Here is a 15,459-nt window from a genome sequence, read left to right on the forward strand (position 1 = left end):
CGGCTCCGCCCGCAGCCCCTCCCGGCAGCGCGATGACACGGACACGAAAGGCATCACATGGAAGACCCCACGCCACCGGCCCGGTTGTTCCTGATCGGCTCCGCTGCCTCAGAGGCAATGTCGCCCCGGGTATGGAATCCCGTGCTCCGCCGGCTCGGCATCCCCTGGGCGTACGAAGCCTGGGACGTGCCACCGCAGGGCGGCATGGACCGAGTGCGGAACCGTCTGCGGGAACCGGACATCATCGCCGCGAACGTGACCATGCCCCACAAGCACTGGGCAGCTGAAGCCGCCGACGAGGCCACGGAAGAAGTCCGACTAAGCGGTGCCTGCAACATGCTGCTGCGGAAGGGGACTGCGCTGTTCGGCCACAACACCGACGTCACGGCGGTGCGGGCTCTTCTGGGCAGCGGGCCCCAGCGGCATGCCCTCCTGTTGGGGGCCGGAGGAGCGGCCAGGGCGGCTTTGATCGCACTCCGGGGGCAGGCCGGCACGGTGACCATTACCGACCGGGATCCCCGTGCCACGGAGGAACTGTCCAGCCTTGCCGGGGAGTTCGGGATGGATGCCCGCAGCGTCGGCTGGGAGCAGGCGCCGGGCCTGGCCGCGGAAGCCTCCCTCATTGTCAACGCCACGCCCATCGGTAAAGGCAGGTCCGACCGGCCCGTATGGGGCGAGGGACCGCTCGCTGCCGATGCCCTGGTCTACGACTTCGTCTACGCCGGCCACGTCACGGGAACTATTGCCCGCGCCCGTGAACTCGGCGCACGGGTGGTGGACGGCTGGGACCACCTGCGTGAGCAGGCCGTCGCGATGGTTCCCCTCCTGGGCCTGGGCGGGCGGGCCAATCCCCTGCTTGCGGAAACGCTGGAGCAGCTGAGGGACGCCCACTGAAGGATATGATCTAACAGGCTTGGCCCGGGCCACAGGGCCACAGGGGCGAGCCAGGGCGGCGAGGAAGGAACGCGCAGGTCATGGAAGAGCAGGCAGCCTACTTTGTGAAGTCGGTTGAGAAGGCCTTTGACGTCCTGCTCGCCTTCACGCCGGACCATCCGCGGCTCACCGTCTCCCAGGTTGCAGCCCGCACCGACATGACACGGGCCTCCGCGCGGCGCTTCCTCATGACCCTGGCTGACCTCGGTTACCTCCGCGCCGACGGTCCCGCCTATGAGCTGACCGCCCGCTCGCTGGATGTTGGCAGGTCCTACCTGGCCGGCCTGACGCTCCCCGGTGTGGCTGAGCCCCACCTCAAGAATCTGGCCGCCGACCTGAACGAAACAACGGCTTTGTGCATCCTGGAGGGTGCCGACGTCGTCTACGTTGCCTGCGTGCCGTCGCCTCGGCTGCTGAGCGTCACCATCACCGTGGGCACCCGGTTCCCGGCCTGGGCAACCTCCATGGGCAGGGTCCTCCTTGGCGGACTGCCGGAGCCTGAGTTCCATCGGTACCTCGAAGCGGTCCAGCTGCACCGCTATACCCACCGTTCGGTCGCCACCGTGGAGCACCTCCGTGCCGAAGTTGAGGCAGCCCGGGACAGGGGATGGTCCATGGTGTCCGAGGAGCTGGAGGAGGGCCTGCGGGGCGTGGCCGTACCTGTCTGGCGCGGCAACGACATTGTTGCCGCAGCCAACGTGTCGCTGCAGACCCACCGGGCCTCCGCCGCCGAAGTCGAAAAGACCGTCGTCCCCCGACTCATGGAGACGGCTCGGCGGATTGCCCTCGACTTTGGCGGGCCCGGCACGGCGCACGAGTCCCCGCACCCAGGCCCTGGGCGGCCTGACAGGCGAATCGTTACCGCAACGCCCGGCAGGCCACTCCCGCCGCCGCGGCTTGAGCCATAGACTCTAGCCAACTACGTGCAGCAGAGCCGCTCCGCGACGTTCCCGCCGGTCAGCCGGCAGGGCGCCACCCGTGAGGCCCTGCCGCGAGCTACTGCAGCGAGGGGAGTTGGCGGGTGAAACTGGGCATACCGCGGGAACGCCGGGAGGGTGAACGGCGTGTGGCGGCCACACCGGAAACGGTGAAGCAACTGGCGGCGCTCGGCGTCGAGGTACTCCTGGAGGAAGATGCCGGTGCGGCGGCAGGGTATCCGGACCTGGCATACACCCAGGCCGGTGTGCACCTCGTCCGTGAACTCGACCTGGCCCAACTGGATGTCCTGGCCCACGTCCGGCCCCTGGACCCGGAAACCGCCCGCTCCCTGAAAAGGGGAGCCGTTACGGTGGGGCTCGCATCGCCGTCGTCCGAACTCCCAACGGTTGAAGCGCTCGCCGAGGCCGGGGTGACCGCCTTTGCCCTGGAACTGGTGCCCCGCATCTCCCGGGCCCAGTCCATGGACGCCCTCAGCTCCCAGGCCCTGGTGGCCGGCTACCGGTGCGTCCTGGAAGCGGCCATCCGGCTGCCCAGGTTTTTTCCGCTATACATGACCGCCGCCGGGACCGTTCCGCCCGCCCGTGTCCTGGTGCTCGGCGCCGGCGTGGCGGGCCTCCAGGCCATCGGCACCGCAAAACGCCTGGGTGCGCGCGTCTTCGCCAACGACATCCGCCCGGCCTCCGCGGACGAGGTGGCATCCATGGGCGGCACCTTCGTCCGGCTGGACCTGGAAGCAGGCGAGGCGGCGGGGGGTTACGCCCGCCAGCTCAGTTCCGACGCCGGCACCCGGCAGCGCCAGCTGCTCGCCCCGCATGTGGCCCAGGCGGACGTGCTGATTACGACGGCGGCCGTCCCGGGCAGGCGTGCCCCGCTCCTGGTCACCACCGAAATGGTGCAGGGCATGCGGGCCGGATCCGTCGTCGTCGACCTCGCCGCAGAGTCCGGCGGCAACGTCGAAGGCGTGGTACCCGGCCAGGACATCCCGGTGCCCACGGCGGACGGCTCCGGCTTCGTCACGCTGGTGGGCCTGAAGGATGCCCCCTCGGCCATGGCTTCGGATGCTTCCCGCCTCTACGCGAAGAACGTTGCCAACCTGATTGCGCTCATGGTCCGGGACGGCGCCCTGGTCCACGACTTCAAGGACGAAGTGCTGGCGGGCGCCTGCCTGACCCATGACGGGGAAGTGCAGCACCAGCCGACGGCGCAACTCCTGGCGGAGCGGGCCGGCAGCCGGCGGGAAGGGGTGCTCTGATGGACGGGATCAGCCTGCTGACCATCACGGTGCTGGCGGTGTTCGTCGGCTTCGAGGTGGTTTCGAAGGTCTCCAGCACCCTGCACACGCCCCTGATGTCCGGCGCCAACGCCATCCACGGGATCATCCTGGTGGGCGCCATCATTGTGGCCGGCCAGGCAGCGGACCCGTGGGTGCTCGCGGTGGCCCTCCTCGCCGTCGTCCTTGCCACCGCCAACCTGGTGGGCGGTTTCGTGGTGACCGACCGGATGCTGCACATGTTCCATGCAAAGAAACCGGCGGGCACAAAAGGGGCGGCGGGGAAGGTGGACGGCAGATGAGCATCCTCGATCCCGTGTGGACCTCGCTCCTGTACCTCATTGCCGCTGTGTTCTTCATCCTGGCGCTGCGCGGGCTCAGCTCCCCGCGGACGGCCCGCCGCGGCAACCTGGTCGGTGCTGCCGGCGCCCTGATCGCCGTCGTCACGGTGTTCCTGTCCGCCAGGCTGGAGAACATCCCCTGGATCCTGGCGGCCATAGCCGTGGGCTCAGCGGTGGCGGCCCCTGTGGCGCGCCGGGTCAAAATGACGCAGATGCCGCAGCTCGTGGCGCTTTTCAACGGCGTGGGCGGCGGGGCGGCGGCGCTGGTGGCGCTCCTGGAACTCAGCCATGCCGGCGACCCCTGGATGCGGCTGGCGATTGTCTTCACCCTCATGGTGGGCGCCGTGTCCTTCGCGGGCTCGGGGGTCACGTTCGCGAAGCTGCAGGAACTCATGACAACGCGGCCGGTGCTGTTCCCGGGCCTCCCCGTGGTGATGGCCGCGGTGCTGCTCGCCGCCGTCGCGGCCGCGGCCGCCGTCGTTTTCAGCGGTTCCCTCCCGCTCGCGGCGCTGCTGCTGGTCCTCGGCCTGGCGGCGGGCATCCTGCTGGTGCTGCCCGTGGGCGGGGCCGACGTCCCGATCGTCATCTCGCTGCTGAACGCCTTTACGGGCCTGGCCGTGGCGGCGTCCGGCGTGGTGCTGGGGAACGTGCTCCTGGTGGTGGCCGGCACGCTGGTGGGCGCCTCGGGCACCATCCTTACCCGGGCCATGGCGGCTGCCATGGGACGGAGCGTGGCCGGCATCCTGTTCGGTGCCTTCCGGGGAGGTTCGACGGCGGGATCCACCGCCGTGAGCGAGCGTCCGGTGCGGTCCTCCAGCGCGGAGGACGTGGCGGTGCTCCTGGGCTACGCGCAGCGGGTGATCATTGTTCCGGGCTATGGCCTGGCGGTGGCGCAGGGCCAGCACACGGCCGCCGAACTGGCGCTGGCCCTTGAAGGGCGGGGCATCGAGGTGGACTTCGCCATCCATCCCGTGGCAGGCCGGATGCCCGGTCACATGAACGTGCTCCTGGCAGAGGCGAACGTGCCGTACGAGTCGCTGAAGGAAATGGGCGAGATCAACCCGCAGTTCAAAACCGCGGATGTTGCCCTGGTGGTGGGAGCGAACGACGTCGTGAACCCCGCGGCCAAGACGTCCCAGGGCTCGCCCATCTACGGCATGCCCATCCTGGAAGTGGCCGACGCCCGGCAGGTGATCTTCCTCAAGCGGTCCATGCGGCCGGGTTTCGCCGGGATCGAGAATGACCTCCTCTACGAGCCCCAGACCTCCCTGCTGTTCGGCGACGCAAAGGATTCACTGGCGCAGGTGCTCGGGGCGGTCAAGGCGCTGTAGCTTCCTGCCTGCTGCCTGCCCGCTTCGAACCCCTCGCGGGGCAGGCTAGTCTTCTTTCAGAAGTAGCCTTTCCATTCGCCACCAAAGGACGCCATGACTGCCAACAGCTCCACTTCACTCCAGCGCGCTGCAATCATCGTCAATCCAGCCAAGCCCGTGGACATCGACGTGCGCGGCCTGGTGGCCAAGCACTGTGTGGAAAACGGCTGGGGCGAGCCGCTGTGGTTCGAAACCACCAAGGAGGATCCCGGCGTCGGGCAGGCCAAGGACGCACTTGCCCAGGGCGCGGACATTGTCATCGCGGCAGGCGGCGACGGAACCGTGCGGTGCGTCGCCGAGGTCCTCTCCGGGGGCGACGTCCCGATGGGCCTGCTCCCGCTCGGCACGGGGAACCTCCTGGCCCGCAACCTGGGAATGGATGTCACGGACTACGACGGCGCCATGGCCGGTGCCCTGATCGGAACCGAGCGGAAGATCGACGTCGTCCGCGCCCGCCGGAGCGATCCGGACAAGGAGCAGCTGTTCCTGGTCATGGCCGGGGTGGGATACGACGCCACCATCATGGCCGACACCAACGAGGACCTGAAGGACAAGGTGGGCTGGCTGGCCTACGTGGACGCCGGCATCCGCAACCTCCCGGGCAAACCGGTGAAGGCCACCATCGTGATTGACGGCAAGACTGCCGTGCACCGCGGGGTCCGCAGCGTCATGGTGGGCAACTGCGGCAAGGTCCAGGGCGGCCTGGAGATCTTCCCGGAAGCCAAGATGGACGATGGCCTGCTGGACGTTGCCGTGCTGGCCCCGCACCACGGAAAGCTGGGCTGGCTGTCCGTGGTTGCGGGGATGATCGGCAAGGGCCGGGGCAAGGACACCGCGGTGGAGTACTACCAGGGCAAGACCGTTGAGATCACCCTGGAGCACAACGACGACTACCAGCTGGACGGCGACCACGAAGGCCAGGGCAAGCACGTCCTGATGACCATGGACCCGTCGGCTTTGACCGTCCGGATGTAGCCGTCGCTAGGCCAGGAGTTTCCCCCACCGCGGGTCAAGCAGCGGTGCGCCGGCGAGCCTGAGGGCGTGCCAGAGGGTCACTGCCACGGAATCCAGCACGGGCACGCCGGTGCCTTCCTCGATCCCGGCCGTGATGTTGGCACCGTAGAGGTTGGTGCACAGGTAGACAAGGGCGTCCGGCGCGGTCGAAGCGAGTTCCAGGGAACCGGGCCGCATTTCGTCATCGGTTACCCGGGCGAAGGACTCATTGTCGCTCAGGCCCAGGGTGCGGTGGTCCACCGTCTTGATGCCTTCCCGCTCGTAGGAGGCGATCACCTGGTGGTTCACGTCCTCCGTATAGGGCGTGAACAGCGCTATCCGTTCCGTACCGAAGCTCCGGAAGGCCTCGAGGTAGGCCAGGGTGGACGTGGTGGCAGGGATGCCGGTGGCGTCGGTGATTTCGTGCACGAGTTCCTGGTCGTGGGCCGAGCCCAGCCAGGAGCCGGAGGTGCCGTTCCAGGCGATAACGTCCACGTCCGCCGTCGCAAGCAGCCTGGCAGCCTCCCGCATCACGGCGGGATCAAACTGCCGGTCCGAGGAGTCGTCCAGTGCGATCCTGGTGACGGGGATGCGCGTGAAATGGACGGTGACGTCAGTCCGGTCACCGAGGATACGGTAGGTCTGCGGTTCCAGGCAGGTGTTGGAGGACGGCACGATCATGCCGATCCTGTGCGGGCGCGTGGTTGAAGGCATGGGGGGCTCCTAGAGGGCTGCGGCGGCAACGCCGGCGGGGATGGCGGGATGGTGGTGGCGGAAGCCGTTGCGGGCGACGAAGCGTCCGGCAGCGCCGGGATCATGGAATCCATCGGAATCCAGCACCACGCGGCCGTGGGACACAACGACGGCGGGCCAGCCGGTCAGTGCCATCCCGTGGAAGGGGGAGAAGTCCGTCCCCATGTGCAGGGCGCCGCCGTCGACGGAACGCTCCTCGGCCGGGTCGAAAACCACCAGGTCGGCGTCAAACCCTTCCTCGATGCGGCCCTTGCCGGGAACGGCGTTAATCCGGGCAGGACCGGCGGAAAATACCTCCACGAAGTCCTCCACGCTGGCGCCGGCGGAGGTCATGGCGGTGAAGGTGACAGGCATGCGCGTCTCCACGCCCGGCAGGCCGTGCGGCATGGCCCGGACGTCGTCGGTGCGCTCGCGTTTCTGGGACAGGTCGTAGCAGGAGTGGTCCGAGGACATGGCGTGGATCGCCCCTGAGGTCAGCCGCTCCTTCAGCGCGGCCACTGTTTCGGCATCGCGCATGGGCGGGCAACACGCGTACCACTCCGGAAACCTTGAGGCGTATACGGAGTCATCGAGGGTGACGTAGTGGGGGCAGGTCTCGGAGAAGGCCGCCAGTCCGCGTGCGCGTGCTTCGGTTACCAGGTCCACCGCCCCCGGCGTTGACTGGTGGACAAAGTACACGGGAGCGGAGGTGTATTCCGCCATGGCGAGCGTTTCCTTGACAGACACTTCCTCGGCAAGTCCGGGCCGGGTCCGGTGCAGGTGCCCTATGCCGATCCTGCCGTCCTGTGCGTGTTGTTCCGTGCAGTCGCTGATGATCGGATCATGTTCGGCATGGATATACGTGAGTCCGTCCAACCGGACCATCTCACGCATGACCTTGAGGATAGTGTCCCCGTCCGCCATGGTGGTGCCGCGGTTCGTGGTGTACATCTTCACGGAGCGCACACCCTCCGCGGCGAGCTGTTCGAGCTGCCACGGCACGGTTTCATCCCAGGTGATGACAGCGCCGTGGAGGGCGACGTCGCACCGGGACTCGGTGGCCAGCTCCTTCTTGTGAAGCACGGCTGCGAGCGGCGTTTCCTGGGCGTCCCGGGGAATGCCGAAGTCGATGATGGTGGTGGTGCCGCCCCAGAGGGCCGCGGTGGACGTGGTGCGGTAGTCGTCCAGGGTGCGGAAGCGCCCGGTCACCTGGGCCACGTGGCAGTGTCCGTCCACGCCCCCGGGGATGACCAGCATCCCGGTGGCGTCGATGGTCCGCACGGCCCCGGGCGCGGGTTCAGTGGCGTCGAGGAGTTGCGTGATCACACCGTCCCGGACAACGATATGGGCGATCCGGCGTCCGAAACTGTTGACGACGGTGGCGTTGGCAATGACAAGGTCTGGCTGGGGGGACATCGGTGTCCTTCTTCTGATGAAAGCGGTCTAAGTGGCTGGTACCGCCGGAGCGGCGCTGTTCCGGGCTGCGGAGAGGGCGGCGTCGAGGTTTTCACTGAGCCCCCTGCGGTCCTTTGGCGGTGGCGGGGCGAAGGCGCCTGCGCGGTGCGGACCGGACTGGAGCCCCACCACGGCCTCCGCCATCCGGATTCCGGCGGAAATGCCGTCAACAACAGGCACGGGAATCTCCCCCTCGAGTTCCCGGGCCAGTCCTGCGAGGGGAGCCCCGGCCAGGATAACGACGTCGGCTCCGTCCTCCGCGACGGCCTGCCGGCTCAGTGCCAGGAGGGTCTCCTTGAAGTCCTGTTGGACTGAGCCGATGCTGTTGAGTGTTTCGTTGATGGATCGGATGGAAGCGAGCCTTCCGAGGAGGCCGAACCGTTCCACGCAGTCGCGGTACCAGGGCTTGATCCGGTCCGAGATGGCAATGATGGAAAACCGGTGCCCCTGCAGGGCGGCGGCGCAGAGCGCGGCTTCGGTGATGCCGATCACCGGCACGCCGGCCAGTTCCTTGAGGGCAGGCATGCCGGGATCGCCGAACGCAGCCACCACCACTCCGTCCACGGGATCGGCGCCGGGCCGGGTATGTTCGGCGATGATTTCGGCGACGGCGCCGGCGGCGATGAGGGATTCGAAGCGGGTCTCGATGTATTCCACGCCATGGCTGGCGGTGCGGACCACCAGTTCGGTGCCCGGTGCAGCAGACCGCAGGGCTTCGGATTCGATCAGGGCAGTGACATCGTCGCTGATGTTGGGGTTGATGACGAGGAGTCTCATTTTTTCTTCCGGTGAAGTTGGGGTTCTGTTTTCTGGAAGTCCTCCGGGAACTGCTCGCGGTACTTGCCGATGTGTGAGGCGGACTGGGCCGCGGCCGTGTCCGGGTCTCCGCTGGCGATCGCGGCATACAGGGCGCGGTGTTCCTGGATGAGTTCGGGCAGGTCGCTGACGTGCCGGAACAGCCAGTGCATGCGCCCCTGGAGCGGTTCAAGCGCGGACTTGAGGAAGTTGTTGTCCGCAATGCGGGTGATGGCGTCGTGGAATTCGCTGTTGGCACGGTGGGCTTCGCGGACGGCGCCCTTCGCGAGGAAACCCTCGGCGTCGTCGAGCAGGCCCTTCAAATATGCCAGGTCCTCCTGGGTTGCCCGCACGGCGGCAAGCCGGCATGCCAGCACTTCAAGGGACTGCCGGACGTCAAAGAGGTCCTCTACGTCCTTGGGGCTCAGGGTGCTGACTTCTGCGCCCCGTGCACCGCGGTCGCTGATGAGGCCCTCCTGGCGGAGCATGCGGAGTGCTTCCCGCACGGGCAGCCTGGAGACGGCGAATTCCGCCGCCAGGTCCCGTTCCACCAGCCGCGTGCCGGGAGCGTAGTGTCCTTCGAAAATCCGGGTGCGGAGGGTATCCCGGACGGCCTCGCGCAGCGGGCGTTCCTTGTCCTGGGTATCTTCTGCGGTAAGCATGGTGCTCCATTCGGATTCTTCGTGTGGCGTTTGCTCCCGGCAGCGGGGGCGTGGATGGAATGTTGCCTTGGATGGCTAGCTTAGACAGGAAGCCGCTTGTTGTAGTTCAGGGTCAGGACGGAGGCGCCCATCACGATCGCGGAGCCTACGAAGTAGAGCAGTGCCCAGGTGTAGGAACCGGTGGCCCCGACGATCAGGCCTACGGCGATGGGAGTGACGAAGCCGGAGATGTTGCCGCTGAAGTTCATGGCACCGCCCAGCACGCCGGCATTGGTACGCCCGCCCAGGATGGAGGGGATGCTCCAGAAGAGGCCCACCCACCGGAGGAAGAACATCACCATCGACAGCAGCACTACAGCGGTTGTGGAATCCGGGACCACCGTGACACCGATGAGGCCGCCGATAACCACGGCGCTGGAGATGCCCAGCAGGGTGCGCATCACACGGTTGGCTGAGGCGCCGGAGGCACGCCACTTGTCGGCGATGGTGCCGCCAATGATTTCGCCCACGAACCCTGCTCCGAAGATCACGAAAGTGGACCAGCCGATGGTCTTGAGGTCAAACCCCTTGGCCTGGGCGAGGTAGAGCGGTCCCCAGGTCAGCAGGCCGTAGAACACGCCGTTGAAGCCCAGCCAGCCGAAGCACATGGCCCAGAAGGAACGGAACCGCAGGTAGGGGAGCAGGGCGCGCTTGCCCTGGCTGCCGTCCAGCTTTGCCTCGGCGTCCTCTGCTGCGTGGGAAGCCTCGATGTACGCCGCTTCTGCCTCGTTGACGCCGCGGTGGTCACGGGGGTTGTCGCGGACGTACCACCAGACGGCGAGGCCCATGAGGACAGTTGCAGCACCGGCGATGACGAAGGCCAGGCGCCAGCTGCCCGTTGACGCGATCAGCCCCGCGATGATGATGCCGCCGAGGCCGGCGCCCAGGGGTGCGCCCGCGTCGAGGATGGTTGCGCCGCGGCCACGCTCGGATTTGTGCATCCAGATGGCGTTCAGTTTGCCGCCGGCAGGCATGACCCCGGCCTCGGTGACCCCGATGCCCATGCGGGCAATGAACATGCTGAGGAAACCGCCGGCCATGCCGGAGGCAGCAGTGGCCGCACCCCAGCCGACGCAGGACGCCGTCATGACCTTGCGGGGTCCGAATTTGTCGATGAGCCAGCCAACGGGAATCTGCATCAGGGCGTATGTCCAGAAGAAGGCGGAAAGCAGGAGGCCCACGAGCTCCGGGGCAAGGTTGAATTCTTTCTGGATGATCGGGAGCGCAACGGAAATGGAACCGCGGTCGATGTAGTTGACTGCGACCAGGACCAGCAGCAGCAGGAAGAGCTTCCAGCGGACAGCGGTGCGTCGTTGCACCCCGTCCTTCTGTGGTTCACCTGCGGTGGCGGAATCCAGGCTGCCGTCAGCGGCGGCTGTTTCAGTATTCGGGAAAGACACGGCTTCTCCTTCACGGGGAAGTTTGCGGATAGGGGAGGAACGAACGGGCGGGCGCGGCCGGCATTCGAGGGGCCCGGCCTGCGGGTGGAGGACAAACGAGAGGGTGGGGGATCCGGAGCGCATACCTGCTCTTTGCCATTTTTGGGATCCCAATTTGGGATCCCAAAATCAAAGGTAGAAGTGACCGGGACCACTGTCAAGGCTTTTTTCCGTGCGGGACCGTTGCAGCTCGAAAAACCGCTTTGTGACTGCCCGAACCCCAACTGAGTAGCGCTAAGTGTCGTTTTGGAGGGTCATAACGACACTTAGCGCTACCTAGTTGGGGAGGCCCGGGGCCGGACGGTGGGCCAGGATTTCGGCCAGCTCGGCAAGCCGGTGGGCACGGGCCGATTCCGCCGGGGTGAACGGCTCCCCGGGACGCACAAAGGTGATGGGGCCGTGCCAGGCCGTGGGAATCTTGAGCCGCGTTCCGGCGTCGTGCCTTTCCAGGCGCGCCTCGGCCGGGGAAAGAATCCGTGCCCGCAGCAGTTCGGCCACGGCAAGCGGCAGTTCATCCGGCGCGTCGGCGATCCGCGCCGCGAGGCTGAGCGCCTTCGTCTGGCCGTCCGCCATGGCCAGGGCTGTGGTGGGCCAGGCGCGGGACCGGGTGCCGCCGGCCTGCTGCAGCGCCTCGAGCAGCTGGTGTTCGTCCACATCACCGGGCGTCGACAGTACGAACTCGTCCAGCACGCCGCCGGCCACGGGGTGCACGTGGATGCTCAGGATGTTCGTGTCCAGGCGGGCCAGGGCCTTGGTCACCTTCTGCAGCGATCCCGGCTCGTCCCGCAGGACGGTGCGGGCCCGCCACAACGCCGGCGCCACAGCCAGCCGCCGCCGCTGCCGCAGGGCCGGAGCATGCAGCCAGCCGCGGAGCACCCGCGCCGCGGAGGGTTCCGCCACCCAGATGACCAGGACGGTGGCGGTGACGGTCAACACGAGGACCTTGGCCAGGTAGGGGAGCTCGGTGCCCACCACCAGGGCGTGGACCAGGAGTTCGATCGGAAGCATCACGGCCACGTTGGCCAAGGTCAGGCGCGTCCGGGTGGGTTCCGGCATTAGGCCGCAGACCTCGCAGCTCAGTTCAGCCTCGGGAGTGGTCCTTGCGCTGGGCTTCATGGTCCAAGGATTGCGCGGCGCTGTTTCGCGGGTGTTGCCCGGCTGTTCCGATCTCGCGACGCGCGCCGGGCGTAGGATTCTGGAGGAACGTCAGCGCAGCCGCCCCGTCAAACCGGAAACCGGGCCTCCCAGGCACCCTGTCCCGCAGGAAAGGCGCTATTCCACGTGAAGCTGCTCGCTGAAATGTTCAGCATCGCTCCCGGCAACAAGGACCACCACCCGGCCCTGAGGTGCGCGGTGGGCGTCTTCGTTCCGCTCTTCTCCCTGGTGCTGCTGGGCCGGCTGGATTTGGCCATCTTCGCGTCCTTCGGTGCCTTCACCGGGATTTACGGCCGCGGCGAACCCCACGGCACCCGTTTTGCCCTGCAGCTGCGGGCGGGGTCGCTCATGCTGCTGGTTATCCTCCTCGCAGCGCTCGCCGCCCGCGCGGGTGCGGCCTGGGGACTGGATGACGCCGGTGCCACCTGGCTCCTGGTCCTGGCCACCACGCTTGTGGCAGGCGGCTGTTCGGTGGCCATTTCCTGGTTTCGGCTGCGGCCTGCGGGGTCCCTCTTCCACATCTTCGCCTTCGCTGCCATCGCCTCGATCCCCAACCAGCCGCCGCTGTGGGAGGGCATGCTGGTTGCCGCCGCCACCACGGCCTTTTCCCTGCTGGTGGGCTTCTCCTCACGGGTGCTGCCCAGCCACCGCACGGCATGGGTCCGGCCGCGGCCCATCCGCCGCACCCCGGAAGAAAAGCGCGCCGCCTGGCTTGAGGGCCTCGGTTACCTGGTGGCTGCCGGGCTGGCCGGTGCGCTGGCCACCTGGGCCGGCAACAGCCTCGGGTTCGGCCACAACTACTGGGCCATGGTGGCGGCCGTCGTTCCGCTGGTGGGCCACACCACGCGGCACCGTGTCCGCCGCGGCGTGCAGAGGATCATCGGCACCGTGCTCGGGCTGGTGGTGATGGCGGGGATCCTGGTGCTGGGGCTTCAGCCGTGGCAGACCGTGCTGGTCATGGCGCTGTGCCAGTTCGGCGCCGAAATGTTCATCATCCGCCAGTACCTGCTGGCCCAGGTATTCGTCACGCCGCTGGCATTGGTGTCCACCCTGCTGGTGGTCCCGTCCTCGCCCGGGATCCTCCTCCGCGACCGCATTATCGAGACGGTGATCGGAGCCGTCGTCGGCATTGCCGTGGTGCTTGCCCCCGGAGCCGGGCGCCGCTTCCGGGAACGGACGACGACGGCGCCTGCCAAGGGTGCGCCGCCCGCCTGAGATTCCGCATGGGTAGGCTTGACCCATCCATTCAACGGAAGCGCGGGTGTGCGATGGCCAATTCTGCCTCGGGTGACTCGGTGGTTGACCGGATCGTCCGGCTGATCTCTGCCTTTCCGGAGGACGTCAGCGCCCTGCAGCTGGCGGAACTCGCTGAACGCGCGGGTTTGCCGCTCACCACCACCCACCGGCTGGTCCGGCAGCTCGCCGGCCACGGCCTGCTGGAGGCCGCTCCTGGAGGCATGGTGCGCCCCGGGCTCAGGCTCTGGGAACTCGTCAACCGCACCGCCCCAACCCTTGCCCTGCGCCAGGCGGCCATGCCGTTCATGGAAGACATCCAGCAGGTCCTCAACCAAAACGTGAACCTGGCGGTGCTGGACGGCTGGGAAGCCCTCTTCGTCGAGCGGCTGTCCCGCCGCGGCTCGGTGGCCAACCGGGCCCGGGTGGCCGGCCGGATGCCCGTGCATACCTCGTCCGCGGGCCTGGCGCTGATGGCGCACCAGGACAAGCTGCTCCAAAGCCGGTACCTCGAGCAGTTTGAGGACCCCGACGGGAAGATCGGCACGGACGCTGTCCGGGTGCTGCTCAGCGAAACGTTCCACCAGGGCTATGCGCAGCTGAAGGGCGTTGTGGATCCGGACACCTGGGGCATCGCCGTCCCCGTGCTGGACCTGCGCCAGCGCGCGGTGGCCTCGCTCGGCGTCGTGGTTCCCTTGCAGGAGATGCGCCTGCAGGCCCTGGTGCCCGCCCTGCAGACAGCCGCACGGGGTATTGCGCGGAGGCTTGCGGAACCGTAACCGGAAAGATCTGCCTTCCGTTCAACGGAATTGGAATATCAGGGTGCACCGGCCGGCGCGCACACTGGAGGCAGAAGCACCCATCGGCCGGCAGCCGGCCCCGCAACGAAGCGAGAATGCCATGGCACGAACAATCATCACCACCCAGGTGGCCATCATGGGCGCAGGCCCGGCCGGCCTGATGCTGTCCCACCTGCTGGCCAAGGCCGGGATCGACTCCACCGTAATTGAAGTCCGCAGCCACAAGGAGATCTCCGAGACCGTCCGCGCCGGCATCCTGGAGCACGGCACCGTCAACCTGCTGGTGGAAAGCGGCGTCTCGGACCGGGTCCTGCGCGACGGCGACCGGCACGACGGCATTGAACTGCGCTTCAACGGCGAAAGCCACCGGGTGGACTTCAAGGATCTGGTGGGGGAATCAGTGTGGCTGTACCCGCAGACTGACGTTTTCCTGGACCTCGCCGCCCGCAGGAAAGCCGACGGCGGCGACGTCCGCTACAGCGTCACGGACACCACGGTGCATGACCTTGAGGGCACGCCGAAAGTCTGGTTCACGGACTCCGAGGGCGTGGAGTACGAAGTCCGGGCCGACTTCCTGGTGGGGGCGGACGGGTCCCGCAGCCACTGCCGGTTCCAGATCCCGGAGGCGCACCGCAAGTGGTACTTCCATGAGTACCCCTTCGCCTGGTTCGGCATCCTGGCCGAAGCCCCCCGCAGCGCCGACGAGCTCATCTATGCCAACTCCGCCAACGGCTTCGCCCTGATCAGCCAGCGCACCGAGACAGTCCAGCGGATGTACTTCCAGTGCGACCCCAAGGAGAACGTGGCCGAGTGGGATGACGAACGGATTTGGGCCGAGTTCCGCAGCCGGGTCAACGGCAACGGCTTCGTGCTCAAGGAAGGCCCCGTCATCGACAAGATGGTCCTGCCCTTCAGGAGCTTCGTCCACACGCCCATGCGCTACGGGAACCTGTTCCTCGCGGGAGATGCCGCCCACACGGTCCCGCCCACCGGCGCCAAGGGCCTGAACCTGGCCATCCACGACGTCAAGATGCTCTTCGAAGGGCTGGACAGCCACTACAACTCCGGCTCGGAGCACCTGCTGGAGACGTACAGCGACCGTGCCCTGGAGCGGGTGTGGAAGGCCCAGCAGTTCTCCTACTGGATGACCACCATGCTGCACACCCCTGCCGATGCGGATGACTTCTCCCGCGCCCGCCAGCTAGGGGAACTCAATTCAGTGGTGTCGTCCAGGCACGGCATGGCCTACCTCGCCGAGGCCTACACGGGCTGGCCGGGCACGCCTTAGAAGTACGCGCGCGGA

At 67.5% G+C, this 15,459-nt stretch carries 15 protein-coding genes; 9 read left to right on the forward strand and 6 right to left on the reverse strand.

Going from position 1 to position 15,459, the window contains the following annotated elements; genetic code table 11:
* Positions 1–57 precede the first annotated feature (57 nt).
* The 6 genes from PV768_RS07035 (at position 58) to PV768_RS07060 (ending at position 5,828) form a co-directional block, all read left to right on the forward strand.
* The gene (locus tag PV768_RS07035; RefSeq protein ID WP_421092627.1) at positions 58–894 is read left to right on the forward strand and encodes a shikimate dehydrogenase family protein; all 837 of its coding nucleotides are present in this window, start codon (positions 58–60) and stop codon (positions 892–894) included.
* Between the two features lie 80 nt (positions 895–974).
* On the forward strand, positions 975–1,841 hold the full coding sequence (locus tag PV768_RS07040; RefSeq protein ID WP_421092628.1) for an IclR family transcriptional regulator domain-containing protein: 867 nt from the start codon (positions 975–977) through the stop codon (positions 1,839–1,841).
* Between the two features lie 113 nt (positions 1,842–1,954).
* Positions 1,955–3,124 carry a Re/Si-specific NAD(P)(+) transhydrogenase subunit alpha gene (locus PV768_RS07045; RefSeq protein ID WP_321214781.1) on the forward strand — a complete coding sequence of 390 codons (1,170 nt, stop codon included), beginning with the start codon at positions 1,955–1,957 and terminating at the stop codon, positions 3,122–3,124.
* Positions 3,124–3,444: an NAD(P) transhydrogenase subunit alpha gene (locus PV768_RS07050; RefSeq protein WP_157240271.1), complete on the forward strand. Its 321-nt coding sequence runs from the start codon at positions 3,124–3,126 to the stop codon at positions 3,442–3,444. Before PV768_RS07045 ends, PV768_RS07050 begins: the two co-directional genes overlap by 1 nt.
* Positions 3,441–4,814, forward strand: a complete 1,374-nt coding sequence (locus PV768_RS07055) for an NAD(P)(+) transhydrogenase (Re/Si-specific) subunit beta (protein ID WP_421092629.1) — start codon at positions 3,441–3,443, stop codon at positions 4,812–4,814. Before PV768_RS07050 ends, PV768_RS07055 begins: the two co-directional genes overlap by 4 nt.
* 93 nt (positions 4,815–4,907) lie before the next feature.
* Positions 4,908–5,828: a diacylglycerol/lipid kinase family protein gene (locus tag PV768_RS07060; protein ID WP_157240275.1), complete on the forward strand. Its 921-nt coding sequence runs from the start codon at positions 4,908–4,910 to the stop codon at positions 5,826–5,828.
* 6 nt (positions 5,829–5,834) lie between these two features.
* Here PV768_RS07060 and PV768_RS07065 read toward each other — a convergent pair whose 3' ends face one another.
* The 6 genes from PV768_RS07065 to PV768_RS07090 form a co-directional block, all read right to left on the reverse strand.
* Positions 5,835–6,560, reverse strand: a complete 726-nt coding sequence (locus tag PV768_RS07065; RefSeq protein WP_421092630.1) for a maleate cis-trans isomerase family protein — start codon at positions 6,558–6,560, stop codon at positions 5,835–5,837.
* A gap of 9 nt (positions 6,561–6,569) precedes the next feature.
* Positions 6,570–7,994: an amidohydrolase family protein gene (locus tag PV768_RS07070; protein ID WP_421092631.1), complete on the reverse strand. Its 1,425-nt coding sequence runs from the start codon at positions 7,992–7,994 to the stop codon at positions 6,570–6,572.
* Between the two features lie 27 nt (positions 7,995–8,021).
* Positions 8,022–8,810 carry an aspartate/glutamate racemase family protein gene (locus tag PV768_RS07075; protein WP_421092632.1) on the reverse strand — a complete coding sequence of 263 codons (789 nt, stop codon included), beginning with the start codon at positions 8,808–8,810 and terminating at the stop codon, positions 8,022–8,024.
* On the reverse strand, positions 8,807–9,490 hold the full coding sequence (locus PV768_RS07080) for a GntR family transcriptional regulator (protein WP_157240280.1): 684 nt from the start codon (positions 9,488–9,490) through the stop codon (positions 8,807–8,809). Before PV768_RS07080 ends, PV768_RS07075 begins: the two co-directional genes overlap by 4 nt.
* 80 nt (positions 9,491–9,570) lie before the next feature.
* Positions 9,571–10,929, reverse strand: a complete 1,359-nt coding sequence (locus PV768_RS07085) for an MFS transporter (RefSeq protein WP_421092633.1) — start codon at positions 10,927–10,929, stop codon at positions 9,571–9,573.
* A 315-nt stretch (positions 10,930–11,244) separates the two neighbouring features.
* Positions 11,245–12,084 (reverse strand): ACT domain-containing protein, encoded by an 840-nt coding sequence (locus PV768_RS07090; RefSeq protein WP_157240282.1) that lies wholly within the window; start codon positions 12,082–12,084, stop codon positions 11,245–11,247.
* A 165-nt stretch (positions 12,085–12,249) separates the two neighbouring features.
* Between PV768_RS07090 and PV768_RS07095 the strand changes: the two genes are divergently transcribed.
* The 3 genes from PV768_RS07095 to PV768_RS07105 all read left to right on the forward strand — a co-directional run bounded on the left by PV768_RS07095 (position 12,250) and on the right by PV768_RS07105 (position 15,444).
* Positions 12,250–13,338 (forward strand): FUSC family protein, encoded by a 1,089-nt coding sequence (locus PV768_RS07095; protein WP_421092634.1) that lies wholly within the window; start codon positions 12,250–12,252, stop codon positions 13,336–13,338.
* A 53-nt stretch (positions 13,339–13,391) separates the two neighbouring features.
* Positions 13,392–14,135, forward strand: a complete 744-nt coding sequence (locus PV768_RS07100) for an IclR family transcriptional regulator (RefSeq protein ID WP_323058005.1) — start codon at positions 13,392–13,394, stop codon at positions 14,133–14,135.
* 121 nt (positions 14,136–14,256) lie between these two features.
* Positions 14,257–15,444 (forward strand): 4-hydroxybenzoate 3-monooxygenase, encoded by a 1,188-nt coding sequence (locus tag PV768_RS07105; protein WP_421092635.1) that lies wholly within the window; start codon positions 14,257–14,259, stop codon positions 15,442–15,444.
* Positions 15,445–15,459: the final 15 nt, after the last annotated feature.

Source organism: Pseudarthrobacter sp. CC4, from assembly GCF_048957775.1.
Classification (GTDB): domain Bacteria; phylum Actinomycetota; class Actinomycetes; order Actinomycetales; family Micrococcaceae; genus Arthrobacter.